This window comes from Phenylobacterium sp., assembly GCF_030680185.1.
GTDB lineage: Bacteria > Pseudomonadota > Alphaproteobacteria > Caulobacterales > Caulobacteraceae > Phenylobacterium.
Genome location: NZ_JAUXVZ010000027.1, coordinates 1 through 24,268 on the forward strand (window position 1 = coordinate 1; position 24,268 = coordinate 24,268).

Annotated in this window: 22 protein-coding genes; 11 read left to right on the forward strand and 11 right to left on the reverse strand. The window is 61.8% G+C overall.

Annotated elements, in window-relative coordinates; all coding sequences use genetic code 11:
* The 5 genes from Q8L83_RS04585 to Q8L83_RS04605 all read left to right on the forward strand — a co-directional run.
* Positions 1–781 (forward strand): UDP-glucose/GDP-mannose dehydrogenase family protein (locus Q8L83_RS04585; RefSeq protein WP_305285008.1); only part of this gene is annotated, 781 nt, incomplete at its 5' end.
* A gap of 1 nt (position 782) precedes the next feature.
* Positions 783–1,937: a glycosyltransferase family 1 protein gene (locus Q8L83_RS04590; protein ID WP_305285009.1), complete on the forward strand. Its 1,155-nt coding sequence runs from the start codon at positions 783–785 to the stop codon at positions 1,935–1,937.
* Positions 1,937–3,058 carry a glycosyltransferase family 4 protein gene (locus Q8L83_RS04595; RefSeq protein ID WP_305285011.1) on the forward strand — a complete coding sequence of 374 codons (1,122 nt, stop codon included), beginning with the start codon at positions 1,937–1,939 and terminating at the stop codon, positions 3,056–3,058. Before Q8L83_RS04590 ends, Q8L83_RS04595 begins: the two co-directional genes overlap by 1 nt.
* The gene (locus Q8L83_RS04600) at positions 3,055–4,443 is read left to right on the forward strand and encodes an O-antigen polymerase (protein ID WP_305285012.1); all 1,389 of its coding nucleotides are present in this window, start codon (positions 3,055–3,057) and stop codon (positions 4,441–4,443) included. Before Q8L83_RS04595 ends, Q8L83_RS04600 begins: the two co-directional genes overlap by 4 nt.
* Complete coding sequence (locus Q8L83_RS04605) at positions 4,440–5,327, forward strand: sulfotransferase (protein ID WP_305285014.1); 888 nt, start codon at positions 4,440–4,442, stop codon at positions 5,325–5,327. Before Q8L83_RS04600 ends, Q8L83_RS04605 begins: the two co-directional genes overlap by 4 nt.
* On the opposite strand, the gene Q8L83_RS04610 is transcribed toward Q8L83_RS04605, so the two are convergent.
* Positions 5,317–6,222, reverse strand: a complete 906-nt coding sequence (locus Q8L83_RS04610) for a glycosyltransferase (protein ID WP_305285015.1) — start codon at positions 6,220–6,222, stop codon at positions 5,317–5,319. The two genes, Q8L83_RS04605 and Q8L83_RS04610, sit on opposite strands and share 11 nt — an antisense overlap.
* A gap of 501 nt (positions 6,223–6,723) precedes the next feature.
* Between Q8L83_RS04610 and Q8L83_RS04615 the strand changes: the two genes are divergently transcribed.
* From Q8L83_RS04615 to Q8L83_RS04635, 5 genes are all read left to right on the forward strand, one after another.
* Positions 6,724–7,242 (forward strand): hypothetical protein, encoded by a 519-nt coding sequence (locus Q8L83_RS04615; RefSeq protein ID WP_305285016.1) that lies wholly within the window; start codon positions 6,724–6,726, stop codon positions 7,240–7,242.
* Positions 7,243–7,244: 2 nt separating this feature from the next.
* Positions 7,245–8,570: a polysaccharide biosynthesis C-terminal domain-containing protein gene (locus Q8L83_RS04620; protein ID WP_305285017.1), complete on the forward strand. Its 1,326-nt coding sequence runs from the start codon at positions 7,245–7,247 to the stop codon at positions 8,568–8,570.
* Between the two features lie 38 nt (positions 8,571–8,608).
* The gene (locus Q8L83_RS04625) at positions 8,609–9,409 is read left to right on the forward strand and encodes a sulfotransferase (protein ID WP_305285018.1); all 801 of its coding nucleotides are present in this window, start codon (positions 8,609–8,611) and stop codon (positions 9,407–9,409) included.
* 1 nt (position 9,410) lies between these two features.
* Complete coding sequence (locus Q8L83_RS04630; protein ID WP_305285020.1) at positions 9,411–10,433, forward strand: hypothetical protein; 1,023 nt, start codon at positions 9,411–9,413, stop codon at positions 10,431–10,433.
* A gap of 95 nt (positions 10,434–10,528) precedes the next feature.
* The gene (locus tag Q8L83_RS04635; protein WP_305285022.1) at positions 10,529–11,434 is read left to right on the forward strand and encodes a hypothetical protein; all 906 of its coding nucleotides are present in this window, start codon (positions 10,529–10,531) and stop codon (positions 11,432–11,434) included.
* Here the strand turns inward: Q8L83_RS04635 and Q8L83_RS04640 are convergent.
* The 10 genes from Q8L83_RS04640 to Q8L83_RS18620 all read right to left on the reverse strand — a co-directional run bounded on the left by Q8L83_RS04640 (position 11,424) and on the right by Q8L83_RS18620 (position 23,316).
* Complete coding sequence (locus Q8L83_RS04640; RefSeq protein WP_305285024.1) at positions 11,424–12,527, reverse strand: glycosyltransferase; 1,104 nt, start codon at positions 12,525–12,527, stop codon at positions 11,424–11,426. The two genes, Q8L83_RS04635 and Q8L83_RS04640, sit on opposite strands and share 11 nt — an antisense overlap.
* Before the next feature lie 46 nt (positions 12,528–12,573).
* A complete protein-coding gene (locus Q8L83_RS04645) occupies positions 12,574–13,317 on the reverse strand; it encodes a 3'(2'),5'-bisphosphate nucleotidase CysQ (RefSeq protein WP_305285025.1) in 744 nt (247 codons plus the stop codon).
* Between the two features lie 83 nt (positions 13,318–13,400).
* Positions 13,401–14,000: a sugar transferase gene (locus Q8L83_RS04650; RefSeq protein ID WP_305285026.1), complete on the reverse strand. Its 600-nt coding sequence runs from the start codon at positions 13,998–14,000 to the stop codon at positions 13,401–13,403.
* Between the two features lie 267 nt (positions 14,001–14,267).
* Complete coding sequence (gene galE, locus Q8L83_RS04655; protein ID WP_305285027.1) at positions 14,268–15,263, reverse strand: UDP-glucose 4-epimerase GalE; 996 nt, start codon at positions 15,261–15,263, stop codon at positions 14,268–14,270.
* A gap of 499 nt (positions 15,264–15,762) precedes the next feature.
* Positions 15,763–18,012 (reverse strand): polysaccharide biosynthesis tyrosine autokinase, encoded by a 2,250-nt coding sequence (locus tag Q8L83_RS04660; RefSeq protein ID WP_305285028.1) that lies wholly within the window; start codon positions 18,010–18,012, stop codon positions 15,763–15,765.
* A 117-nt stretch (positions 18,013–18,129) separates the two neighbouring features.
* Positions 18,130–19,455: an outer membrane beta-barrel protein gene (locus Q8L83_RS04665; RefSeq protein ID WP_305285030.1), complete on the reverse strand. Its 1,326-nt coding sequence runs from the start codon at positions 19,453–19,455 to the stop codon at positions 18,130–18,132.
* A gap of 128 nt (positions 19,456–19,583) precedes the next feature.
* Positions 19,584–20,066 carry a hypothetical protein gene (locus tag Q8L83_RS04670; protein ID WP_305285032.1) on the reverse strand — a complete coding sequence of 161 codons (483 nt, stop codon included), beginning with the start codon at positions 20,064–20,066 and terminating at the stop codon, positions 19,584–19,586.
* 157 nt (positions 20,067–20,223) lie between these two features.
* Positions 20,224–20,820 carry a hypothetical protein gene (locus Q8L83_RS04675; RefSeq protein ID WP_305285033.1) on the reverse strand — a complete coding sequence of 199 codons (597 nt, stop codon included), beginning with the start codon at positions 20,818–20,820 and terminating at the stop codon, positions 20,224–20,226.
* Positions 20,817–22,049 (reverse strand): O-antigen ligase, encoded by a 1,233-nt coding sequence (locus tag Q8L83_RS04680; RefSeq protein WP_305285035.1) that lies wholly within the window; start codon positions 22,047–22,049, stop codon positions 20,817–20,819. The genes Q8L83_RS04675 and Q8L83_RS04680 overlap by 4 nt, the downstream gene beginning before the upstream one ends.
* 241 nt (positions 22,050–22,290) lie before the next feature.
* Complete coding sequence (locus Q8L83_RS18620; protein ID WP_370868352.1) at positions 22,291–23,316, reverse strand: transglutaminase-like cysteine peptidase; 1,026 nt, start codon at positions 23,314–23,316, stop codon at positions 22,291–22,293.
* Positions 23,317–23,746: 430 nt separating this feature from the next.
* Here Q8L83_RS18620 and Q8L83_RS04690 point away from each other — a divergent pair, with 430 nt between their 5' ends.
* Positions 23,747–24,265, forward strand: coding sequence for a polysaccharide biosynthesis/export family protein (locus Q8L83_RS04690; protein WP_305285087.1), 519 nt, complete (start codon positions 23,747–23,749; stop codon positions 24,263–24,265).
* Positions 24,266–24,268 lie beyond the last annotated feature (3 nt).

Below are 24,268 nucleotides of genomic sequence, written 5' to 3' on the forward strand. Positions count from 1 at the left end.
GGTGATGAGCGAGCTCTACCGGCCGCTGTTCCTGAACGAGACGCCCATCGTCTTCACCGGCCGGCGGACCAGCGAGCTGATCAAGTATGCGGCCAACGCCTTCCTGGCCATGAAGATCACCTTCATCAACGAGATGGCCGATCTCTGCGAAGCCGTCGGGGCCGATGTGCAGCAGGTGGCCAAGGGCATCGGCCTGGACGGGCGGATCGGGTCGAAGTTCCTGAACGCCGGTCCCGGCTATGGGGGCTCATGCTTCCCCAAGGACACCCTGGCGCTCGTGCGCACCGCCACCGACTTCGGCGCGCCGGTGCAGCTGATCGAGACCACGGTGCGGGTCAATGATCAGCGCAAGAAGGCCATGGCCCAGAAGGTCATCACCGCCATGGGCGGGGACCTGGCCGGCAAGAAGGTCGGCGTGCTCGGCCTGACCTTCAAGCCCAATACCGACGACATGCGCGATGCGCCGAGCCTGGACATCATCCCGGCCCTGCAGGCGGCCGGCGCGACGATCAGCGCCTTCGACCCCGAAGGCGAGCGCGAGGCGCGCCATCTGCTCAAGGATGTGGACTTCGTCGCAGATCCCTACGCCGCGGCCAAGAACGCCGACGCGGTCGTGATCATCACCGAATGGGATCAGTTCCGGGCGCTGGACCTCGACCGGCTCAAGGCCGACATGGCCGCTCCGGTGCTCGTCGACCTGCGCAACATCTACAACCCCGCCGAGGTCCGTCGGCAGGGGTTCAGCTATACCAGCGTCGGGCGGGCCGAGAGTGGGCTCTGACATGATGACGGACCGGGAGCAGATGATGCATCCCAATGTCGTGGACGGGCCATACGACTTGACCTTGAATGGCCGATTTCTGACACAGCCCATCACCGGTGTTCAAAGAGTTGCACGCGAGTTTCTGTCAGAACTCGATCGCATGATCCATGCCGGTGAAGCGGACCTGAGGGTCCGGGTCATGGCGCCCGCGGCGGGTGACTTGATTGAAGCGCCTGTTTTGAAAGTCGTGAGGGTCGAACGGGCAGGGCGATTAAGTGGGCACGCCTGGGAACAGGCTGAGTTGCCATGGCTGGCGGGCAGCGAACCGCTACTTTGTCTGGGTAATACTGCACCCATAGCGAGACTGCTGACGCGCCGTGGTCGCACCGTCACCATGGTCCATGACCTGTCCTACGCCTACTTTCCGGCGGCGTATGACTGGAAATTCCGTGCGCTCTACCAAATCATTATGCCGCGGGTGCTGCGCTGGAGCGACGCCGTTGTCACGGTGTCGGCCTCGGAGCGTGCCGCCATATCGCGGCACTACCCCTTTATGGCCGACGACCCCCGGTTCAGCTTCACGCAGAATGGCGGCCTCGAAGACCGGACGATGGCGGACGCACCGCCCTTCGAAGGCCGGCCAAACGACTACCTCTATGTGGGGTCTCTCACTAAGAGGAAAAACGCCCAAGGCCTGCTAGAGGCAAGCCTCATTCTCGCGCGCGAGGACGGGGCGAGCATCACCTTTGTGGGGGCAAATGGTCCAAGCTTTGAAGGCACAACCCTAGATGTCCCGTCAGACTTAGAGGGAAAACTCAGGTTCCTGGGTCAGATCAACGACGCTGGTAAGATCTTCGAGGAGTACCGCAAAGCCAAGGCCCTTCTGTTTCCCTCCTTTTATGAGGCATCACCTCTGCCTCCAATCGAAGCCATGTCCTTTGGCTGCCCTGTAGTTGCAAGCCGCATCCCAAGCTTAGAAGAACGATGCGGTGACGCCGCGGTCTATTGCGACGCCCACGACACTGGTTCCATAGTCGAAGCCGCGCGTTCCTTGACATCCTCACAAGCCCGGTGGGCCGACTACGCCCAGCGGGGCCGCCTTCAGGCGGCAAAATACTCTTGGGGGCGACAGGCAAGGGACGTGCTCGCGTTGCTGAAGCTTGAGGGCGTTTGATGATGCCTAAGATGCCGACGTGGCGGGTCCGTCTGGTTCATGAAACGAACCCTAGAAAGTACTTTCCAGCGCTATTCGACCTGGCTGAAGCGGGTCAGATTCACCTGACCGGCGCTCATCGCTATAGCGTGATCAAGGAGTGGGCCCGCTCTGCCGTTAAAGACCGGCTCCCTCTCGGCCAGCGAACCATGAACGCCCTCGGCGACCTCGCCTTTCGACTCAGGCTTCCCTTCGTGCGCGGAGAGACGGTGATCCTGGGCTTTGCGCCCTGGGATTTCAGGATGCTGCTCTATGGCGCTCTGAGCTATCGCAACCAAGTCATCTATCACACGTCCTGGCCAGACTGGCGCCTCCGAGCTACGCCCCGGCAGGCAGGCCCCGCAACCGCCCTGCTCCGTTGGATCTGGCTCAAGATACTGAGCGGACCGAACGTCCGCACTGTGGCGGTCACTGACGCCGTAGCCGCAAGTTATGAGCATGAGACGGGCTTGCCCGCCAAGGTTATACCTCACGCTGTGCCGGAGGTTTTTTTCCAGGCGGGCCGCGATCGAGTTGACGCGACGCCCGAGGGCGGCCTGAAGCTGATCTTCGTCGGCGAAGTCTCTGAGAAGAAGGGAATTCCGCAACTTATCACACTCATGTCCAGCCTAGCTGACCAAGACGTCAGCCTGACGATCGTCGGGACAGGTCCGATGTCCAGTCATCTAGAGGGGGGAAGGACGCCGCCAGGCATTACCTATCTGGGACCCATCTTGGATCGACATGAGATGGCCCAGCTCATGAAGTCTCATGACATCATGTTGCTCCTTTCCCAGAGGACTGCAAACTGGGAAGAGCTATTTGGCATCGCCCTCGTGGAAGGGATCGCGGCGGGTCTTCTGGTGGTGGCCAGCGATCACGTCGGACCGCGGACGATATTGGGACCGGAGGCCGAGACAATTTTTTCAGAAGATGACCTGAAGGGCGTGCTTGGGCTGCTCCGGCGTTGCGCTAATGATCGGTCCGCTTTGACGCGCCTTAAGGATGGCCAAAGGCGCGCGGCGAACCGTTTTCATATTTCCCACGTTCGCCAGCTCTGGCTGGACGAGCTGCTGTCCCAACCTGCTGGGTCTGACGCATGACGATGATATCACGCCTCTCTTTCGTTATTGCGCTGGCCTTGCTCTTCCTGGCGGCCCTCCTTGGGCCGGTCGCGGGGTCAATGGGCGTGGCTTTGGTTGTTGCTTGGCTGTTCTTGGGGGGATCGGCGGGAGCGCTCGTTCACGCCATGGTCAATCCAAACCGCGGGGCCGCCTCGCTGATGGCCTACTTCTTCTTTATGTTTTTCGTCGCCTTGCCAGCTGTGGTTCAGATATCGCTAGACCTCTTTCCTTGGGGGTCACGCTACACGCCCGAACACCTGGGCATGACCCACACCATTCTCGCAATGGCGATGCTCAGCCTTATGGCTGGCCAAGCCGCAGTGAAAACCCGCGGCCTTCCCGCGCGCCCAGCGGCTGTTCCGCTTCAGGAACTTGAGTGGAACCGGTACTTCATGGCTGTCCTGGTGTTGCTTGGCCTAGCCTTCTTGGCCATTGTCTATGTAGGCCCCGGCGTGCTGGTCAATACGCGTGGTGGGCTCCGCGAGATGGCGACGGCGGATGGTGGGGCGAGACAGCAAATTATATTTATCGGCCGCTCTCTTGCCCTGCTGTCTCTTGTGATCCTCAGCTATCTGTTTCTCAATACCCCCCGAGGTCAACGGCGACCAATATACGCGGTCTCAATTGTGGCATTGCCAATTGGCTTGCTGCTGTTCTTCCCGCTGAGCCTGCCGAGATTCCAGATGATGGGAGCGGCGTTAGCTCTGATAGTCATGTTCGTGAATCTTTACCGTCCCGCGCTCAAAATTGTCATTGGGACAGTTGGTGGCGTATTCTTATTCTATGTGTTCCCCGTTATTAAGGTTTTAACAAGGGGTGGGAGCTTCACGGAGTTTTTGGACGCACTTTTAGGCGGGCGTGAGCTGTACATGTATATGCTTACGGCGGACTTCGATGCCTATAAACAGGTGACAGATACGCTGATATACTATGGATACGCAGACCATAGGTGGGGGTATAATTTTTTTGGCGCACTACTTTTCTTCGTTCCTAGAGCGCTATGGCCATCGAAACCCTACGATACCGGAAAATATGTCTCAGAGGGCTTGGGGTACACCTACACCAACGTGTCCAATCCACTGCCAGCCGAAGCAATGGCGGCGTTCGGGTTGATCGGGGTCGTCTTCATTCTCTTCCTATTCGGTGTTCTCATTGCCTACATCGAGCGCCGGGCGCTTGTCGCTACCGTCACCAAGTCCGGCCCTGCCGCCTTGTTTGTCTACGCATTGATGGCTGGCTACATAACAATCATACTACGCGGCGCACTTAACGGCGTGGCGCCTCAGTTTGGCAGCGCATTCCTTGCCTGTTTTCTGGTTTGGCTTGCAGTAAGGACGACGACGCCGCAGAGGATGCGGGCGTGATCGACTTCATGATCCTGGGCGCCCAGAAAGCAGCGACCTCCACTCTCCAGGCCGCCTTGAGCGCCGACCCCGACATCTACATGCCTGCAGGAGAAAGCCCGCTTTTCGAGGAGCCGGAGTATAGCGCTGGCTACTGGCGGCGGTTTGGCGACCCGACAAAGAAGGCCGAGATTTGTGGCCTGAAAAGACCTGATAATTTATGCGACGCTGACATTCGCGAGCGAATAGTACGTGATCTGCCAGATGCAAAATTCATCGTCGTACTTCGCGAACCAATAGGCCGCGCCGTTTCGGCTTACTATCATCTTGTGCGCCATGCCCATCTTCCTCCCGTTGAACTGAATCAGGGACTCAATAGCAGCCTTGCAGCATTTCGGCGGGGGGAGAAATCTACATCGTCAAACATCATTAGATATGGATGCTACGGAACCGCCCTCCAATCGTGGCAGCAGAGTTATTCTTCAGACCGATTTCTAATTCTATCGCAGGAAGCTGTGCGTAGGGATCCAATCGGAGCGATTAACGCCTGCCGGACCCATTTGGGTTTGCCTGCCGGCGGCCGGCCGGCCAACGATGAGCCCCAGTCTCGAAACGTGGGCATATACCATCCCCAGTTGCTTCGAGCGGCGTGGTTTGTCAGCAGGTTAAAGACCGAGGTTATGCCTGGAGGGCTGCGGCGCAAAGCGCGGGAACGCTTTGCGCCCCGCGTTATTGGGCAGGTGCTCGGACGAGGCGTCGATTATCTCGCAGCCCGCACGCGTCAGCGCGCTGCGCCTTTATGTGCGGAAATCAGGGCTGAATTGACCGAAATCTATTCGGTGGACGAGGCAATTTTGCGACAGGTTGCCCCGCCCGACGCCATTGATTGGAGCTTCAGCGCTTGAGCAGGCTCGAGAAGAAAACCGCCGTTTGCCGAGCGATCGTGGGCCAAGCGAAGGGTTCAAGATTGGGATTGGCGGGAGATCGTTTCAGGTGTTCGGCATGATCGAGCGCTCTGCGCAGTATCTCCCCAGTGAGCGAGGCTTCATAGGTCGTCAGCCAGTCTTCTCCCACTACCTCAGCCAGCTCGTCGAACAACGGCAAGCGGGAGGCCAAGACGGGCGTGCGGGCGGAGAGGGAATAGATGACGCTTCCGGAGTTAAGCACCTCCCGATACGGCAGCACCACGAGGGTAGCAGCGCGGACAGAACTGGCGAGCTCGTCCTCGGACAGGAACCTGTTGTCGTACGTCACATGGGCACGAGCGTCGGCCGGCAGGCGCTCAAGGGCGGGCTCCAGATCAAGGTCCGGATTGTTGACGCTCATCTTGCCAAGTATCCAAAGATTGGCTGTGCCTGGCTTGAGCTCGCCGAACGCCTTAACCAGCGCTGCGGCGTTCTTGTAGGGAACTATGCTGCCGAAGAAGATGAGGATAGGGGATGTGGTGGGGGCGTCGCCCAGTCGGGCTCCTGGGGGCGGCTCATATGGGCCATGGGGGATAACGGCAGAGGCTATCCTAGCCAAGGCGGGCTCATCGCGGGACGCGATCAGTTTGGAGCTTTCCGTGAGGTAGATGACCCCGTCCAGGGCTGCGATAAATGCGGGCCAGAAGGCTCGCGTCATGAGGGGCCCGTTGCGCTGCCCTACGCGCTTAAGGTTATGCGCCGTCCATACGACCCGCAGGCCGCGCAGCTTGGCGAAGCCGATAATCGCTTTAAGTAGCGCGAGTTTAACTTTCGCGCGCCCAGGTCGAGCCGTTGCTACGAAGACATCTGGCCAGTGAAGGTGCAGAATATCCAATCTTGGCTCGAATAATAGGCGAACTAGGGAGAATTCCTTAATAGACACGCCTTCAATGTTGGACATAGACGAATAAAGAAGGTGTTGATATGGATTTCGACTCGCTGTCGAGTGCGCCGGCCAAGCAAGTATCTTCATATTTAGGGATCCGTGATGTTATATCTTTCAAACCTACACATATAGCCTGTCGAATATACAATAAATTATTTGATGAACCGATGATTCTTGATCAAGGCTAGGGAAGATGTCATGGCAGGTCTTCGGAAGAGATTTTATGCGCCCGTTCGTCAGCGGTTTAAGCAAATTGCCCACGAGTTATCTCAGAATAATTATGCGCAGGATCGAAAGCTAGTTCATCACGGAATACAAAGATCTGGGACAAATTATCTATGCGCAACTCTTGAACTATCAGGATTTTATATTCTAAATAAAGTTGACCCTAGGAGATCAAGCCCAAGGCATAAACATTGTAGGTGGCAGGACGATAAAGATACCATTGTCATGGATAAAGAGTATGATAATAGGTATTCTGTTTCAACAATTATAGATATCAACAAAATATGTTCATATCCCATGATGCAGCAACATATTGTCATATATAAGACGCCGTCGTCGTGGGTTGACAGCATACTTAGGTGGGGATTGGCCAATAAGTGGTTCGCCGATATTGAATCCTTCTTTGAATGTCCTAACCTTGGTTCTGCGTACGTGAGGGAGTGGGACGCCTATCACTGCAAGTGGGCGAGCATGGCTGTGATGAACCCTGAATTGGTGCTCATGCTTTCCTACGAACAGATGGTGGCCGACCCTCATAGGGCATTGCAGGATATCAGCCATTTTGTCGGCCGAGGGCCGGAGGCGACGGCGACGGCGGTGGGGCGTCTGGCAAAGGTCCCGCATTCGAAGGCGCGGCCGTTGGACGGGGCGGCGATAAGAGGCGGCGTCGATGGCCGCATCCTAGATCTAGTCCAGTCGGTTGGGTTTAAGGCGCCTGTTTCAGGCCGCGCTGGGCTGTCGTGAGAATGATCCCGGCGCGGATCATTCGTCAGCTTTCGTCGCTGTTCGGGGTTCGGTTTCTGGCTATTGGCTTGACGTTCGCCCAGACGGTCGTTCTGACGCGCGTTTTTGGACCAGATGCGTATGGCGCTCTAACATTTGCCATTTCTAGCTGCGCCCTCGCCACTCTCGTGGCCGCCTGTGGGTTCGACCAGTTGCTTATGCGTCGCTTGGCGGCCCTTGGTGAGGATGAAGTCCGAACCGATCTGCATTGGCGGAAGCTCCTGGGCTTCAGCCTTGTATTTTCATCCTCTGTGACCGCTCTGATCCTAGTGATCGGCCTGACTTTGCTTGTTTGGCAGGATCTTGGTGGCGCCTACCGGACGACCCTGATCGGAGCCTGTATCGCCCTTCCGTTGATGATCATCCGGAAGTATTGCGAAGCGATCGTCCAAGGGTCTCAACGGGTGCTTCGCTCGATCATCGGCAGCCAGCTGATCTTCCCCTTCCTCGTCATACTAGGCGGGGGAGTAGTCTTCGCGATGGAAGGTTCCAAAGACACGACCTCCATCACTGTCCTGTACGTCCTGGCGATGATCGGTAGCACCCTCGCAGCCCTAGTTGTGCTTGGGCGAAGCTGGAAGGTCCTGGCGCTTCGTGTCAGTTCGACCGAAGGGGACGCTCCGAGGCCCAGGACAATCTTGATTTCGGGGGTAAGTCTCGGCCTTGTTGGTTCTGGGTTTGTGCTGAGCCAAAATATCGACTTCTTTATTCTGGGCGTGCTGGGTGAGCCCTCTGATGTCGCGCTTGTTCGGGTCAGCGCCCGCGTGGCCGAAGCGATTGGCATGCTGCGCGCCGTGGCCCTGCTTCAATACAAGCCCCTACTCGCGCGAGCCAGCGGTCGCGGCGAGACGAAACTGTTCGCTGACCATATCCGCAAGCTCTGTCTTGTATTCACGCTGACTGGCACGCCCCTCTTTCTCATTGCCGTCTTTTTCGGCGAAGAGGTCATGGGTGTGTTCGGCCCGGGGTTTGTCGAGGGCGCATGGATCATGCGCGTCTATGTCCTGGGGGTATTTATTTCGCTTCTCACCGGCGCGAGCGGCCCGGTTCTCACGATGAGCGGGCACGAGAATATCGTGGCGCGGCTGTTATGGGTATCGCTTGGGATCAATATCTTGCTCGACCTGGCCTTGATCCCTTGGGTTGGCGCGATTGGCTGCGGGATTGCGACGGTGGTCGCGCAGACCTTCTTCAATGTGAGCACTGTGGTGATCGCCCGCCGACGCCTGGGGCTCGACCCTTCCATATTGATGTTCGTGCCGGCCCTTCGGCCAGGGGCGCCGAAATGATGGATCGCCGACTCGAGTTAGCAGGGTCTAAGGCGCCCATGCGTGTGTTCCTGGTGGGCTCGCCACGCTCTGGCACGACGCTCTTCCAAACGTGGCTTATGAGCACGGGCCGCGTGACATCGTTCTCAGAGACCCATTTTTTTGCGCGCTTGCAGACAATCGGACCTCGTTGGAAGCGGGTGGCTTACGCTCTGCGAGCGTATAGGTTTCTCGATAAATGGCGACAAACCCAGGGTGTCGAGCGTCGACCACGGCTTTTCTTCGGCGTGGATGGCGCGGCCCGAGAGTTCGTTGCCTGTCTTGATTCTAAAGCTCTTGCTGAAGGCAAGCCGATTTGGCTGGAGAAAACGCCCCGCCATCTCAACTACGTCGCGTTGATCGCCAGAACGACGCCTGGAGCGCGCTTCATCTTTGTTAGACGCGAGCCATTGGGCACGATCCGATCAATGCGTAATGCGCGGGCGCGATGGAGCAAGATCCAAGGAAATGAGGATCTTTTGGCCATCTCGCGATGGTTTGCGGACCGGGCAACCATCGAACTGGAAGCGGCGCGTCGGGATGGGCTGGTTGTCGATTATGAGGATCTCATAGAGAACCCGAAAGAAATGGCGGAGCGGGTCGGCGCTTTCCTGGGGGTGGAGCCCGTCCTGTTTCAGCCTCTCGACCAACTCCAGGCTCATGCCGAGCAGATCGTAAAGCCTCATGAGGTGTGGAAGGCCAATAATCTGGCGGCTCAACCCAATCTGATCAGGGAAGACGACGCTGTGCTACGGGCGGATCTAGAGCGCATTCGGGTGTCTCTCGATAGCGCATTCGCGCCTCTTCGAAAGACTGACTGACATGGTGGATGTTCGCTCCTTGGCGCTAACGGCCGCGTGGGCCATCGGCCGCCTGTCCGGGGGCGGAATGCCCCCAGCATTTATTTCGGGATCGCCGCGCTCTGGCACCACGTGGGTGCTTGAGGTGCTTGAGCACATGACGGATGCGCGCCGGCATTGGGAGCCAATCAACTACTATCTCTATGATCTTGATTACGATCGAGTCGACGACGCCATGGGGTGGATGCGGCCGAATTCCGAGCACCTTGACGGGGGCGGCCCCATGGCCGCCGAAATCCGCCGGGTCCTGGCCGGCGGGGCGCCGCGCCGGCCCGTGATGGCGCGTGTTCGAAGCCTGGGATCACGACGGAGCCTCCAGCGCATCGCCTCGGCGCCCGCGACCCTCATCAAGTTTGTTTTCTTACAGCGTGCCCTGGATTGGGTGGCGCGAGAGACGGTTAACGAAGGCGTCGTTCTCTTGAGGAATCCGTTGGCAGTGGTTGCGTCCCAGCTCAATCACCCGTTCACGCAGGAGGGGGTGGCCAAGCAGCATCCTCAGTGGACCGATGAGGTCATCGCTAAGGCCCATCCCATCGTCTCGCCCGCCGACCTTTCGACATGGCCGCATCTGGCAAACCTGCTGAAGCGCGAGCTCAGCCGCGAAGAACGGATTGCGGTGACCGCCTGTCTCGACATCGCCGTTCCGCTGGCTTCGGAGCATGCGCGGTCACGGTTTGCCTTCGCCTCCTATGAAGGCCTTGTCGCCAGCCCCGAATCCTTTGGGCGCCTAGCTGCCTCCGTCGGCTTGAAGGTGCGCCGCCTGCCTCGGGATGTCGTTGATAAGCCCAGCCGGACGACGGCTGGCGATTCAAATGTGCTGAGCGAACGCGACCCAAGACTGAGCTGGAAATCACGCCTCAGTGAGGAGGCCACGGATCAAGTGCTAGCGATCATGCGCGGCTTCGATCTGCATATGTACTCGACCTCGCCAGACATCGACCTTTCAGCTTTGAAGTCCTTCGGTCTTCGCCGTCTGATCGTCTAATTCAATTTGGAGACCATCAGATCCAAATGGCATTCTCTAATGTAATCCTAGTTACAGGGGCGCCGCGCAGCGGTACTACGCCTATGGGCGCTATGTTGGAGACGCTGCCGAAGGCAATAAGCCTCTATGAGCCAATGGGGCTTTCTGGGGATCGACGAATTACCCAGCGCTTTCCCATGCCAGGTGAGCCAGACTTTTCCCGCCTTGACCTCGCAACTTTTGTCGACGACCTGCGCCACCTGCGTTTGAGGTATCACAGTCAGCGGCGCGATGCCGCCGTAGCTTCGCCCATGCGACGCGCCATGATCCGGTTGATTGGCACTCGAGCCTTGGCCACATATCGGATCGCCAAGCTCATGCCTTATCGCCAGACGCTGATCTGGAAAGATCCCCTCGCGGTATTTTGCATCCCAGAGGGCGCCGATAACGACTTTCGTTCTGTCGTCACCTTCCGGCCGCCGCTCGCTCAGGCCGCCAGCTACCGCCGGCTCGGCTGGTTACCCAAAATTCGGGAAATCTATGATCGCTATCGTAGTGTCTACGGGGCTGTGGCCGTCGTGGAAGATCGGCTAGATCAACTTGAGTTCGACTCCGTCGGGGCTGGCGCGCTCCTATGGCACCTGATCCATCTCAGGCTGCTGAACCTTTCGGGTGCGAGCCTCGAGACCGCCTATTTGTTTGCCCCCGCAGTCACGGGAGAGAGCGAAGCTGTAGCCTATGAACACCTGTTCCATTGGCTGGGCTACGACATGCCGGCGCGCGCCCAGGCGCTGCTTGCAGAGCGTCAGGCCGGGGTGGGACGGGATGTTCCGAAGTCAGGAAAAACTCACGACTGGAACCGAACGGCCGAGCAGGCCAACAGCTACTGGAATAAGGTGTTGTCTGAGGACGAGGCCTGCCTGGTGCGGGACGTCAACGATGACCTTTGGAATGAGGTCCAAGGCGTCATCCAGACTCGCCGCGCCTTCTCGGCCGGCGCCGAGGTCGCCGTCAGAGGGTAATGCCGACGCTCATTGCCACCGCGGCAAAACCGTCTCGGAAGTGGTTCTCATCGAACTGTCTAGCGTGGGCGACGAGAGCGTCTGGAGATACGTCATATAGTGTCTGAGCTTCGAAGGCCTGCAGGGCGGACACCAGTCCTTCGACGCTCTGTTCATTGAACAGAACCCCTGTCTGCCCATCGATCACGGTGTCGAGAGCGCCGCCCTTGCCGAGGGCGACGACGGGGCGACCAGAAGCCATGGCCTCAACGGGCACCAAGCCGAAGTCCTCTTCGCCGGGGAAGACCAAGGCGCGGCAACGGGCCAGATGATGGCGAACCGTTTCGAACGACGCCTTCCCAAGGAAGCGAATGGTCGGGCCAGCATCCCTGGCTAGCGATGAGGCCTCAGCCTGAGGGCCGCCAATGACCACCAGTGGTAGACCAAGGCGGGTGAACGCTGCGATAGCCAAGTCCGGTCGTTTGTAGGGAGCCAGTTCGCCGAGCCACAGGTAGTAATCGCCGACCTCATCTCGTGGCGCGACTTCGAAATCGTCAACTGCAACCGGGGGATGAACCACGGTAGCATCCCGCCGCCAGTACTTCTGAATGCGATTTGCGACGTGCGTTGAGTTGGCGACAAAACTGTCGACCCGCGCGGCGCTGGTTACGTCCCACATCCGAAGACGGTGACTTAGCAGGGGCATGGCCAGTCGGGCGAGGGGGCCAGCCTGCTGCTTGTAAAGGTGGTACTGATCCCAGAGGTACCGCATAGGCGAGTGGCAATAGCTGATATGCACGGCGCTTGGCGCCGGTATCACGCCCTTAGCCGGTCCAGACTCGCTAGAGATCACAAGGTCATAGTTGGTGAGATCAAGCTCTTCCAGAGCCTGGGGCATAAGCGGCAGGTAACTCTGATAAAGTCTGCGCGCCATTGGGAGGCGACTGATGAAGGTTGTTTTGATCCGGTGGCGCGCGATCGTAGGGCTCACAGCATCAGGATCGTAGACATGTGTATAGATATCGGCGTCAGGAAAGATCCGGCATAGAGCCTCGAGAACCTTCTCGCCGCCACGCATGCCCACAAGCCAGTAGTGTATCAGTGCGACCCGCATCTCTGACATTTCTCCGAAGCCAAGCTCGGCGACCGGTGGGAGCGGGTCAACCCACCGCCGCCATCAGCCGGTCTTTCAGCTCGGGACGGCAGACGACCAGGTCGGGCATGTAGACGTCCTTCTGGTTGTAGACCATCGGGGCGCCATCGAGGCGGGAGACGTGGAAGCCGGCGGCCAGGGCCACGGCGACCGGGGCGGCGGAGTCCCATTCGTACTGGCCGCCGGCGTGAACATAGGCGTGGGCCTCGCCGCGGACGACGGCCATGGTCTTGGCCCCGGCCGAACCCATACCTACCAGTTCGCCGCCGAGCACCTCGGCCGCCCGGCTGGCGACCTCGGGCGGGCGCGATCGGCTGACAAGGATCTTCAGGCCGTTCGGCGCGTCGGGCATCTTCGGCGGGGTGCTGGTGTCGAGGACCAGATCCAGGGCGGGGAGGGCGACGGCGCCCACCAACGGTTCGCCATCGACGCAGAGGGCCACATGGATGGCCCAGTCGTCTCGGCCCTCGGAATATTCCCGGGTGCCGTCGAGGGGGTCGATGATCCAGACGCGCGAACGCTCGAGACGGGCGGCGTCGTCTGTGGCTTCTTCCGACAGGACCGCATCATGCGGGCGGAGGCTTTGCAGGGAATGGCTGAGAAACTGTTGGCCGACCGCGTCACCCAGGGCGCCGAGCGGCTTGCCTGTGATGCGGGTCAGTTCGCGCGCCTTGAGGAGCAGAACCCCGGCCTGCTGGGCTAGATCGGACGCGAGCCGGGCGTCATCGGCAAGATCGAACGCTTGAGACATATCGCACCAGGCCCCCGCCCCGGCATTTTACTTAGACTGACCGCAGGCAAGACGCGCGGAAGACTATAGGTAGCTCGTATTGCTCAATAGGAGCCGCTGCGAAGCAGAACGGCCGGCACGGTGGCCGCCATGATCTGCACATAGCGCCGAACGCCGACCGTGCGCGCATAGAGCACGTCCAGGGCGACCCTGCGACGGTAAGAGACGTCGTTGCGGCCATTCACCTGCCAGAGGCCGGTGACGCCGGGCCGAACCGCACAATAGTGGGCGAACCAACGGCCATAGCGAGGGATTTCCGCCGTCACGATGGGCCGCGGCCCCACCAGGCTCATCTCGCCCTTCAGGACGTTGAACAGTTGCGGCAGCTCATCCAGGCTCGACTTGCGCAGGAAGGCGCCCAGGGCCGTAATCCGGGGATCCTTACGCAGCTTGTGATCGAGCTCCCATTCCCGACGGGCCTCAGGGTCGCGCGCAAGCAGGGCGTTGAGGCGAACCTCGGCGTCGGTGACCATGGTGCGGAACTTGAGGCAGTAAAACGCCTCGCCGCCCTGGCCGATGCGGGCTTGGCGAAACAGCGCCGGACCGCCATCCTGCAGTTTGATGAGGCCAGCGATCACCAGCATCAGCGGGGCGATGAACAGAAGCACGGCCAGCGCGATGACGACGTCAAGAAACCGACACATATCGAGGCTGAGCTTATGCCCCCCCTTTACAGCGGTATCTGAGTACAACGCGCCCCCTTGCAGGCCGGTCAGGCCCGTAGTCTGGAGGGTGATGTTCTTCGTGTCGGAAAAATACACGCTGCAGCCCCTTACGGTTGTCGCAGTCTTTACCCTCTGACCCTATGCCGATCTAGTCATTTCGTCGCAGGGTTGAGCGGTCTTATGGATGGTGTTGTCGCTTGGCGCCACCTGTTGAGGCGCCCAAAGTGTGCACTGCGGCAAGAACTGTCATGTCTGAGCGTCCTGAAGGGCTGGAAGGCCTTCTGTGTGCCATTTCCATGCGCTTTCAAGGATTTCTGAAAGACCGAACCGAGGGGTCCAGCCGAGGATCTCGCGAGCCTTGCGGTTGTCGGCCACCAGGGCGGGGGCGTCGCCCTCCCGTCTTGGGGCGTCGGCCACCTCGAAGGGGCGGCCCGAGACCCGGGCTACGGCGTCCACCACCTCCTGCACGGTCGATCCCGTCCCGGTGCCGAGGTTAAAGACGTCAGTGGCTCCGCCCGCCAGCAGATACTTCAACGCAAGGACATGGGCCTCGGCCAGATCCAGGACGTGGATGTAGTCGCGTACGGCGGTGCCGTCGCGGGTCGGATAGTCCCGCCCCATGACCTTGAAACCGGCGTTGGAGCCCTGGGCCGCGGCGATGGCCAGGGGAATGGCGTGGGTCTCCGGGCTGTGCCACTCACCGATCCGGCCTTCGAAATCTGCGCCGGCGGCGTTGAAGTAACGCAGGGCCACGGAGCGAAATCCCGAATACTGGTCGAAGTCCCGCAGCATCTGCTCGACCATCAGCTTGGTGCGCCCGTAAGGATTGAGGGGCGTCTGCGGATGGGTCTCGTCCATCGGCATCTGTTGGGGCTCGCCATAGGTGGCGCAGGTGGAGGAGAAGACCATGGCCTCAACGCCGGCCCGGCGCGCGGCGTTGATCAGGCAAAGCGCGCCGGCGACATTGTTGTCGTAGAACCTGTCTGGCTGCCGGACAGACTCGCCGACCTCGATCAGAGCGGCGAAGTGGAGCACCGCGACGGGGGTGTGTGCGGCGAAGACCGCGTCCAGCCTTGCAGCGTCGCCGATGTCGCCAACCTCGAGGGGGCCCCACTGGGCGAACTCGGCGTGGCCATTGCTGAGATTGTCATAGACGACCGGCAGGAAGCCCGCCTCTGAAAGCCGAAGGCAGGTATGGGCGCCTACATAGCCGGCGCCGCCGGTGACCAAAACCTTCTGCATTCCACCCCCTCGATGAAATTCGCCCTGCAACCATAGGGCGATATTGCTGTCGTCTTCGTTACGCCGGTAAGACTCAATTAAGACAGACTGGAGCCTCGAAAAGAATTCGCTCCGACAGTAGGCCACAGGCCTTGTTGGAGACGGTTTGTTAGGCGCCCCTTGCTAGTAGAGATCCTGTCACTCGGAGGATCCGGACGTGGGCGCCAAACCTGAGCCTAAGATCGCAGAAGCGGTCGCTACACCTGTTACGTCTCCGCAAACGCCTGCGCGTCGATCCGCAAGACTGGCGTCGGCCGAAGACTTCGGGGGCGAAAGCCCGGCGAGGCGGCTTCAAGACCAGTTGCGGGAGTCTCTGGCGCCCCCGGCAGCTGCCCCTTGGTCGGCGCGAAAGACAGTCGCCTTCGTGGCGGTTACCTGCGGATCCTTCTGGATCGCAGCGGCTCTGCTGTTTCAGCTGAGCCTGAAAGCATTGGGCTAGCCCTCACCGAGGGCCAGCTGCTCAGCTCACATAGTACTTCTTGTATTCGGCATAATAGTAGCCGGGATCGCCGTAGCCGTATTTCGACTGCTGCTTCATGTCGACCTGGGTCAGGGCGACGCCGGCCAGATGCGCGCCCGTGCCCGACAGCAGGCGGAACGCCGCCTCGATGGCGTGTTGCGGCGTCTTGCGCCAGCGGGCGAGGAAGACGACGGCATCCGCCTTGGGGGCCAGAACCCGCGTATCCGCCACCGGCAGAACGGGGGCCGTATCCAGAACGATCAGGTCGTAGGAGGCGCGAAGCTGCTCAAGCAGGCGATCCATGGCCGCCGAACCGAACACGTCCTTCGGCGTCAGGCTGGACTTGGCCAGGGGCAGCAGACGGAGGCCCGTGACGCTATCGATCGTCACGACGTCTTCCAGCGTGGCTTCCCCGGCCAAGACCTCGATCAGGCCGCGCTGGGGTTCCTCGCCGAACATCCGGTTCACCGAGCGACGCCGCAGGTCGCAGTCGATCAGGATGACGCTATTGCCCTGTTGCGCGGCGGAGCGCGCCAGGCAGACCGAGGTGGTGGTCTTGCCCTCGCCCGGAAGCGCTGAGGTGATCGCCACGACCTTCACGGTTTCGCCCAGTCGGGAATACATCACCGAGGCGCGGAGGTTTCGGAACGCCTCGGCGAAGCTCGACAGCGGTTTGTCGATCACATAGTCGATGGGGGCCGACGTGCGCCCCTCGGCGACGGAGGCGAGCAGGGGAATGGCGCCGAGATACGAGACGTCTAGTCGCTGTTCCACGTCCTCGGCCGTCGCCAGCCCGGCGTCGAGCATTTCGGCCAAGACCACGCCGGCAACGCCGCAGCCCAGAGCCAGCACCAGGCCTAGCGCCAGATTGAGCGGAACCTTCGGCGAGCTTTGGCCCGTGGGAATCGTCGCCTGGGAGACCACCCGGGCGTCCGACTGCTCGATACCCTGCTGCGAACTCGTCTCCTTGTAGCGGTTCAGATAGCTCTCATAGAGGGTCCGCGACGCTTCGGCGGTCCGCTCGAGCTCATTGAGCCGCACCAGGGCCTGATTGTTGCCGGCCAGGGTGCCGCGGGCGCTGGAAAGGCTGCCGCCGATCGCCCCGGCGCGCTGGCGCGACACCTGGACCTTGGCCTCCAGGTTGGAAATGATCCGCTGGATTTCTGCCTGGATCTGGGAATCGATGTCCGAAAGCTGGCGGTTGGCCGTGAGCATTTCAGGGTGCCTGTCGCCGTAGCGGCCCTGCAGGTCGGCGACCCGCGAACTCACCGTAGCGCGTTGCTGGCGGAGCTGCTGGATGACCGGCGAACTCAGGGCCTCGCCCAGGTCGTCGCCGGTGGAGCCCCGGGCCAGCTGGCTGCGGGCCGTGGAAAGCCGGGCCTCGTCTTCGGCCACCTGGGCGCGAGCCTGGGCAAGGCTTTGATTGTAATTGGAAATCTCGGTTTCAGTCAGGCTGGTGCCGGCGGCGCTCAGCAGATTGTTGGCGATCTTATACTGCTGGACGGCCGCCTCGGCCGTCAGCACCTGTTCGCGAAGGCCTTCGAGACGCGAGTTCAGCCAGTTGGTAGCCTGCTGGGTGGCGTCAAACTTGGCTTCCAGTTGTTCTAAAAGGTAGAGCTCAGCGAATTTGTTGGCGATTGTCGCGGCTTTGGTGGCCTGTTCGGACTCGAAGCTGACATTGATCACGTAGGTAAGCCCCAGACGCCGGACGCTCAGGCGGCTCAGGACGTTATTGACCACCCGCTCATGCGCCTTTTGTTCGGCCACGGCCGGGTCTTGCGCCTCCGGCGGTGATACCATCGCGATAGCCGAGCGCACGCTACCCCTCGCCATGGCGGCCAAGCCCGGCGAGCGGAGGGCGGAATTGAATTCGGGGTCCTTGTCCAACTGGAGCGAGTTGACAACCCGCTCGGCCAGTCGGCGAGATTTCAGGATTTCCACCTCAGTGTCCACGACACTGGAGTCGGCCGGCAGGCCTGATAGCACGGCCTCAACATTGACCACCTGCTCAGCGCGGGTGTCGAGCATGACATTGGCGGTCGCCGTGTACATCGGCGTCGCCGTCATGGTGACCAGCACCACGGCGACAAAGACCAGAGCGGCGATGGCGGCGAAAAGTCGGCTGCGGCGCCGGAACATGTTCGCCAGACGACGCAGATCGAACTGGTCGGCCAAACCACCGCCCTGGCGGCGAGATCCCCCAGCCTCCTCGAAGCCCGGATCAACGGAAGACTGAGAAAATGCGTTCATCGAACTCGATGTCCCGAAACTGGCTTTATGGTGGTGAGGCGTGCAAGGCCAGGGCCACGTTAAGGCCGATAAACGCCGGGATTTGGGCGGCCGGGCTTACACCCCGGCCGCCGCCGGTCAGAACTGCAGGGCGAGGGTGGCGCCGAGCTTGTTGACCTTGAAGTCCTGCCCACCCACCCCGGAGGAATCCATGGTCATGTGGCTGTAGGCCAGGGTCACGCCGGCATAGCGATTCAGCAGGTAGGTGGCGCCGACGCTGGCGTTGAAGCGATCATCCTCGCGGGTGATCCCTTCATAGTCGTCATTGCCGACCGCGGCTTGGCCCGTCAGCAGGATGTTGCGGACCAGTTCGTGGTCCACTCGGACCGCCGCGTTCGCCGAGACATAGCCTGCCGAGCCGGGCGAGGCGCTTTCCTCAATAGTGCGCGAGCCGGTGAAGGTGACCGTCGTCAGCTGGGTGGGGAACCATTCCACCTGAGCGCGGGCGCCGAAGCCGTCGATGTCGTTCAGGGTGGGGTCGTCGTACTGCTGTTCGAAGTAACCCACGCCGATTTCACCGCGGGCCACCGCGCCCAGTTCGAAGTTGGCGCCGACCAGGGCCTGAATCCCATCGGAGTCCCGGACGAGGGTCACCGCCGGACGGGTCAGGCTGTAGTCACGCTCATTGCGGCTGACTTCCAGGAAGAGCGCCGTCGCCGGGCTCACCGCATAGTCGGCGCGGGCCGTGAGGGTGTGGACATCCCGGTCGCGATAGTTTTGCGGGATGACGCCGCCGGCGGCGTTGCGGCCGTCTTCGTAGTCGAAGCTCTTGAAGTCATAGCCGGCCGACAGCCGCAGGCGATTCAGTTCATGGCTGACCGAGGCGCGGGCGCCGGTGGTTTCGTAACGGGTGGGCTCCACGGCGCCGTTGACCGCGTTGGGCGAGGTCCGAGGCTCGGTGAGTTCGGCCCAGTCAGCGCCCAGCCTGAGGAAGCTGTTGCGAAGCATGTCGATCTGGGCGTTCGCCCCGAGGGTGTAGTCCTCGGAGTCTTCCGTATTGGCGTCCTGATAGCGGAGGATCGAGGCCCGGGCATAGGCGCTGAGCGCATGCCGCGACCAATCGGAGGCGATGTTCAGTTCCGGCTCGACCTTCCAGACCAGATCGTCGGTCTCGTTGGTGTCGGTGGCGTAGATGTTGTCGTTGTGCTCAGCCGTCAGGGACAGCTTCGGATAGAGTGTGAAGGCCCCCATCCGACCGCCGACCGCCTGATATCCATCGCGCGGCCGCTGCATCACGCTGATGTTGCGGTCGCGCGCGAAGTTGGTGTCGGCTTCACTTGCCGAAGCCAGGCCGCTGCGGGCCGATTGCTCGCCGGGCGCCCGCTGGGCGGCGGCGGGTTGGGCGACGCTGACGGCGACAGCGATCGCCGCACCAGCCATAAGTACACGTTTGTCCGCAGTCACGGGCATACCCTCAGATTGGAGGACCGCGCCTCGCGCAGACCCTTGTGGAAATTATGACGGGGGCGGGCATCCCGCCCCCGTTACCCAGAGTTTGGCCTGCCGGTAGGCGGCGAGCCTGATCAGATCGCTTACGGCGTGGCACCCGGCGGCACGTAGATCGGAGCGGTGATCGCGGTTGTCGGGGCCGGGGTGCTTCCGAGCGGACCAGCCAAGGCGCCCGGCGCTGCGTTGGCGGCGACTTGAGCGGCCTGGGCCGCAGTGGCGATGGCGGCCGTCACGGCGGGCGTGGAGATGCCGGCGGCGACGAGGATGGCGCTGGCCCGGGAAATTGCGGCGGCGACAAGGGTCGCCGGCAGGCCGCTGGCCGCCACGGTGTTTGCGATGGCGGCCTCGACAGCGGCCTCCTGGGCTTCTTCCGACTGCCCCTCGGTCGCGGCGACCGCTTCGGCGACCGCAGTGGCGATGGCTTCAGCCAAGGCCTCGACCTGAGCCGCCTCGGCGGCGGTCTCCTGGGCCAACGCGATCGGAGCGGGCAGGGCGACCACGCCAAGGGCGGAAACCGCAACCATGGCGCGCGCCGCGGCGCTGAGGCCAAACTTCTTGAGGCTCATGTCGCCTCTCCTTCGTGCAACGTTTCGCGGCGTTAATGCCAGGCTCACCTAAAGTCACAACCCGGGCGGGTTCTCAAGGGGCTTCTTGTGATCGTTTAGTAAAGACCGCTTAGATTGGGGAAAATTTGCCCATTGCGTGGCATTTCTGCAATTAAGCTCAGCGCGTTGACGCTTCCATGCGGCGTTCGGCGACCCTCCGACGGTGTTCACGTTGCATTCGCAGCCGCCAAAACGTGGCTGGCACGATTCCCACCGGTGACCGTACAGAAGAGAGGGCGGCGATCATCTCGGCTCGGCGGCTCGTTCGGGCGAATCCAAAGGCTTCAGATTCAACCCGGGCGCGAAGCTCTGGTGTGAGCTGGCCCCAATGATCGAGGGCGAAACGGACCCGCCAGGCGGCGACGTAATGGTCGAAGGGGAGCAACTCATATGAGAGCTCCAGCGCCTTCATCCCCTCGGGCCCCAGGTCTCCATCCAGGGCGTCGATATAGGCCAGGCGTAGCCTGGCGCTGGAGTCGTAGGGCGCGAGCGCCGACGCGCGAGCCGCCGCTGGCGCGCCCACAGCAAGGTCTGGCGGGGTGGCTGCGAGCGCGAGGTCCGCCCTCCGCCCCTCGCCGATGGCGAGGATAAGAGGCGAGTTTGACGGCGTGGTGGAAGGCGTCACGGAGACCAGGGCGGCGATGGCGGCGCACGCCAGACCCAGGGCGAAGACCCCCAAGGTCCCAATCCATGCGGCTGTGTGCAGGCGGCTCATCGGCGTGATCCCTGCGAGAGGGCGAATTGCAGGCCCAGGAGATAGCTCCACATCATCGCCATGGAGGGGGTTTGCAGCGCAAAGTCGGTGAAGCCGTGGATCAGGAAGACAAGGTCGGCGGCGATCAGGGCGAACAGCACGTGGGTCATGCGGCTCCGCCTCATGCCGCGAACCAGCGCCATGCCCATAATCGAGGCAATGCAGGCGAACATCGGAAGCGCGCCGGCGAGCCCAGCCTCTTCGAGCCACTGGATATAGACGTTGTGCGTGGCGCGGATGCGCCAGACCGACTCCAGCGCCTGGGCGTCAAGAAGGGTGCGATGGATGGTCTCGAACGTCCCCAGGCCGTAGCCGCCCAGAGGGGCGGCTTGAAAGGCCCGCCAGTGCATGGCGAACAGTTCCGCACGGCCCGTCGCCCCGTCGTTGATGTCGGCGAACCGCTCGACGAGATTGCCGCCGAATGCATAAAGGGCCGCGGCGGCGCCGAAAACAGCGGCGAGCAGGAGTATGCTCGCCCGGTTCAAGCTCGCTTGGCCAGCGAAGAACAGCATGATGACGAGGCCGACCGCGCCGGCCGCGGCGCCCAGAGCCGCGCCGCGGGACGCGGTCATCAGCAGGCAGGCGGCCAGCACCAGGAGCGCGATCCAGTAGCCCGAGCCGGCCTGCAGGGCGCGGCTGGCCTGGACGCCCCGCAGATTGCGCATCAGCGGGCCGAGCGTGACCACCAACAGGGCGGCGAAGAAGGTGCCGGCCGTGTTCGGGCTCATCAACATGCCCTCCAGCCGTCCGCGCTGGGTCTGGAATATGGCTCCGGTGGTGAAGGCGAAAAAGGCCCAGAGGCCGAACAGCACAGACAAGGCGATCAGCACGTTCACCGCCGTGCGCGCCCGCTCATCGGAGGCGCCCGTCGTGACGCCCACGACGAACAGGCAGGCGAGGCCGCCGAGCTTGATCAGCTCCAGGATGGTTGCAGAAGGGTCCACAGTGCCTGATCCCGGCCCTGCGCCCACATAGGCCCAGACAGGGTGGGGGCCTCCCAGCGCAAATGGGGTGAGAGATAGCAGGCCCATGGCGAGGACCAGGGCGAACAGGATCGTAGGCCAGACCAGGCCACGTATCCGCAGCAGGTCCCGACGCAGGGGCGGGACGGCGATGCAGACCGCCAGCAGGAGGGCTGCAAGAATGGTGGCGATGAGCGCCGGCTCGATTCGGATCGCGCCATAGGCCATGTGACCGGCGAAAACGAGGCCGACGCCTGCGGCCGACAGGATCAGTCCGTCCGGCAGCCGACCTTCACGACGCGGCGAGGCCTGCGCCCCGGACCTCCGGCTTGCCCTATGTTTCCCCCCCAACGGTCTCGTGCTCCGCTTGCTGGCGCTTGCGCGGCCGCCGGTTCGAATGTTCTGACGTGGGACGACGCCGACGTCGACGCTGGTTTAAGCAAGACCAGCGCCAGACGCCAGCATCGACCTAAAGGCGGCCCCTGAGGGCCAGGTATCCCTGGGCCAGGGCCAGAGGCTCCGCCGGCTGCAGCGAAGGACGGAGCTCGCCTTCGGGCCTGTCGGCCGGCTGAGCCGCCGGTTGTGCGGCCAGGGTCGCCGCCGGCGCCGGGGCGACGGGGCGGGGCGCTCCGGTGACATCGACCATGGACCACCGGAAGGGCGCGCCGGCGACCTGTCGTTCGTGCCAGATCAGGTTGGCCTTGCGCCAGGGCAGGACCCAGGGCGTCAGGCTGTCGAGAACGTAGGCCCCCTGGGCGGTATCGACCAGAAGGACGGCATGGTGCTCACCCCAGCTCGTCGTCGCCACGGCGATGGACAGGGCGGTCTCGGGGACGCCGCCGGCGATCAGGGCCCTGCGCTTTTCCAGCACATAGTCTTCGCAGTCGCCGAAGCCAGTACCCTGGGCCAGGGGCGTGGCCCAGTGATCCTGGACTCCATAGGTGGCCAGGTCGCTGCGCCGACCGATGGCGCGGTTCACCTTGTCATTCGCCTTATTGATCTGAGACCAGAGCTCGGGGGTCATGTCCAAGGTTGCGGGGGCCGCCTGCGCCATCACTGGCGGCTGCGACCGGCTTGCGCGCCGATCTGCGACCGTCCCTGGTCCCGTCCCTGGCATCGCGCCCTGAACCGTCGCTGTATAAGACACCCGCTGGAGCCCAGCGTGGGACGCCCAGGGCGCGTCCGTCCTTGGCTCAAGTTCGGCCTGCTGGACGGCGACCATGGCGGCGGCCACCGCGGCGTTGGAGATTTCCGCCATTTCCCGCCGGCGGCGGGCTTCGGCGAAGGCCTGCGTCCAGTTCACCTGCTGGGCCGCCGGTGCGTGTCGCGGAAGACCTGCAGCGACGCTCCGCTCATTCGACGCGCCCCGCCGGGCCAATTCCATCTCAGCGACCTTTCGAACGACCGGCGCAGGGGCGCCGCCACAGTCCTGAGGCTGGCGCCGACAAAAATCCAGATAGCCGTTCGGCGCCGCTGCAGCTTCGCTCAGCACCATCGGCGTGCTGGCCTCGGGCAGCGTGGCGCAGGCCGAGAGATTTAGTAATGCAGTAACCACGGCTGCCCGTGTAAACAAAGTCTTTCTGACTACCACCACCAGTACCCCTTTCTGGAGTTATCTGATGGCGTGTTTACGATAAGGCCGATTAAGTATTGATCTAATTATATAGTATAGAAACGGATACGATTTACGGTGACTTGTGCGTTAACGTTTACAATGGGTAAATTGGGCATTTCCGTTTGCTAAACACATGGTTCCAATTTCGTTATCTATATGCCTGCCTCTTGCGCAAAGCTGCGTGAGGGGAGTTTCGCGTTTCGCCGCACTGCGGTAATAAAGCGGTAAGGGACGCTGAATGACGTGGAGCGTGAGTTTGATGCAGAGGTTGTTGACGCTGCTGGCCGCATTTTCAGCGGTGCTTCTGGCCATGGCGGCGCCAGGTCTCGGACAGGCCCAGACCCTCGCGCCGGGCGAGGTTCGGGTGATCCCGGATTATCGAATGGGTCCGGGGGACAAGGTGCGGGTGATCACCTTTGGTGAGGAGAGCCTGACGGGCGAGTTCTTCGTCGGGGGGTCGGGCAATATCTCGCTCCCGCTCATCGGCGAGGTGCGCGCCCAGGGACAGACCATCCCGGAATTCCAGCGTGCGATCGAAGCGGAACTTCAGAAAGGCTATCTGAAGGAGCCGCGGGTCAGCGTGGAAGTGCTGAACTATCGGCCATTCTACATTCTGGGCGAAGTCGAAACCCCGGGCGAGTATCCCTATACCAATGGCCTGTCCGTGCTGAACGCGGTTGCGACCGCGGGGGGCTTCACCTATCGGGCCAATAATCGTCGCGTCTTTATCAAGCGCGCCGATGACGATGCGGAGCGGGAATATCCATTGACCCCGATGACCCCTGTGGCGCCGGGCGATACGATCCGCATCAAAGAACGCTTTTTCTAACCC

Coding starts and splice junctions, on each gene's coding strand:
- Q8L83_RS04660 (WP_305285028.1), bottom strand. CDS start 18,012: ATGAACGCATTTTCTCAGTCTTCCGTTGATCCGGGCTTCGAGGAGGCT.
- Q8L83_RS18620 (WP_370868352.1), bottom strand. CDS start 23,316: ATGGTGCTGAGCGAAGCTGCAGCGGCGCCGAACGGCTATCTGGATTTT.
- Q8L83_RS04615 (WP_305285016.1), top strand. CDS start 6,724: ATGGATAAAGAGTATGATAATAGGTATTCTGTTTCAACAATTATAGAT.
- Q8L83_RS04595 (WP_305285011.1), top strand. CDS start 1,937: ATGATGCCTAAGATGCCGACGTGGCGGGTCCGTCTGGTTCATGAAACG.
- Q8L83_RS04650 (WP_305285026.1), bottom strand. CDS start 14,000: ATGTGTCGGTTTCTTGACGTCGTCATCGCGCTGGCCGTGCTTCTGTTC.
- Q8L83_RS04640 (WP_305285024.1), bottom strand. CDS start 12,527: ATGCGGGTCGCACTGATACACTACTGGCTTGTGGGCATGCGTGGCGGC.
- Q8L83_RS04675 (WP_305285033.1), bottom strand. CDS start 20,820: ATGAGCCGCCTGCACACAGCCGCATGGATTGGGACCTTGGGGGTCTTC.
- galE (WP_305285027.1), bottom strand. CDS start 15,263: ATGCAGAAGGTTTTGGTCACCGGCGGCGCCGGCTATGTAGGCGCCCAT.
- Q8L83_RS04690 (WP_305285087.1), top strand. CDS start 23,747: ATGGCGGCGCCAGGTCTCGGACAGGCCCAGACCCTCGCGCCGGGCGAG.
- Q8L83_RS04590 (WP_305285009.1), top strand. CDS start 783: ATGATGACGGACCGGGAGCAGATGATGCATCCCAATGTCGTGGACGGG.
- Q8L83_RS04670 (WP_305285032.1), bottom strand. CDS start 20,066: ATGAGCCTCAAGAAGTTTGGCCTCAGCGCCGCGGCGCGCGCCATGGTT.
- Q8L83_RS04680 (WP_305285035.1), bottom strand. CDS start 22,049: ATGGCCTATGGCGCGATCCGAATCGAGCCGGCGCTCATCGCCACCATT.
- Q8L83_RS04645 (WP_305285025.1), bottom strand. CDS start 13,317: ATGTCTCAAGCGTTCGATCTTGCCGATGACGCCCGGCTCGCGTCCGAT.
- Q8L83_RS04600 (WP_305285012.1), top strand. CDS start 3,055: ATGACGATGATATCACGCCTCTCTTTCGTTATTGCGCTGGCCTTGCTC.
- Q8L83_RS04625 (WP_305285018.1), top strand. CDS start 8,609: ATGCGTGTGTTCCTGGTGGGCTCGCCACGCTCTGGCACGACGCTCTTC.
- Q8L83_RS04620 (WP_305285017.1), top strand. CDS start 7,245: ATGATCCCGGCGCGGATCATTCGTCAGCTTTCGTCGCTGTTCGGGGTT.
- Q8L83_RS04630 (WP_305285020.1), top strand. CDS start 9,411: ATGGTGGATGTTCGCTCCTTGGCGCTAACGGCCGCGTGGGCCATCGGC.